1 rRNA gene (cut by a window edge) is annotated in these 1,153 nt (G+C 54.3%); it reads left to right on the forward strand.

The window, feature by feature from the left end:
• The first annotated feature begins 140 nt into the window (after nt 1-140).
• A 16S ribosomal RNA gene (locus C9J49_RS15205) occupies nt 141-1,153 on the forward strand (it continues 422 nt past the right edge of the window).

Consider the following 1,153-nt stretch of genomic DNA (forward strand, 5'->3'; position numbering starts at 1 on the left):
TAACAATCGATCAGATAATTCATGTGGGCGCTTGTCGGGATGTCGGTGACCAGTCACTAGATATCAAGACAAGCGACTCGTCAAAGAGACGTTTGAATCTTGAACCAGGTTTGGTTCCACCTTAGGAACTATCAAGCTTTTAACTGAAGAGTTTGATCATGGCTCAGATTGAACGCTGGCGGCAGGCCTAACACATGCAAGTCGAGCGGAAACGATCCTAGCTTGCTAGGAGGCGTCGAGCGGCGGACGGGTGAGTAATGCATAGGAATCTGCCCGGTAGTGGGGGATAACTTGAGGAAACTCAAGCTAATACCGCATACGCCCCAAGGGGGAAAGCAGGGGATCTTCGGACCTTGCGCTATCGGATGAGCCTATGTCGGATTAGCTAGTTGGTGAGGTAATGGCTCACCAAGGCCGCGATCCGTAGCTGGTCTGAGAGGATGATCAGCCACATCGGGACTGAGACACGGCCCGAACTCCTACGGGAGGCAGCAGTGGGGAATATTGGACAATGGGCGAAAGCCTGATCCAGCCATGCCGCGTGTGTGAAGAAGGCCTTCGGGTTGTAAAGCACTTTCAGCGAGGAAGAACGCTTGTGGGTTAATACCCTGCAAGAAGGACATCACTCGCAGAAGAAGCACCGGCTAACTCCGTGCCAGCAGCCGCGGTAATACGGAGGGTGCAAGCGTTAATCGGAATTACTGGGCGTAAAGCGCGCGTAGGCGGCTTGATAAGCCGGTTGTGAAAGCCCCGGGCTCAACCTGGGAACGGCATCCGGAACTGTCAGGCTAGAGTGCAGGAGAGGAAGGTAGAATTCCCGGTGTAGCGGTGAAATGCGTAGAGATCGGGAGGAATACCAGTGGCGAAGGCGGCCTTCTGGACTGACACTGACGCTGAGGTGCGAAAGCGTGGGTAGCAAACAGGATTAGATACCCTGGTAGTCCACGCCGTAAACGATGTCGACTAGCCGTTGGGGTCCTCGAGACCTTTGTGGCGCAGTTAACGCGATAAGTCGACCGCCTGGGGAGTACGGCCGCAAGGTTAAAACTCAAATGAATTGACGGGGGCCCGCACAAGCGGTGGAGCATGTGGTTTAATTCGATGCAACGCGAAGAACCTTACCTACTCTTGACATCGAGCGAACCATCCAGAG

Source organism: Halomonas sp. SL1 (genome assembly GCF_003030865.2).
Classification (GTDB): Bacteria; Pseudomonadota; Gammaproteobacteria; order Pseudomonadales; family Halomonadaceae; genus Halomonas; species Halomonas halophila.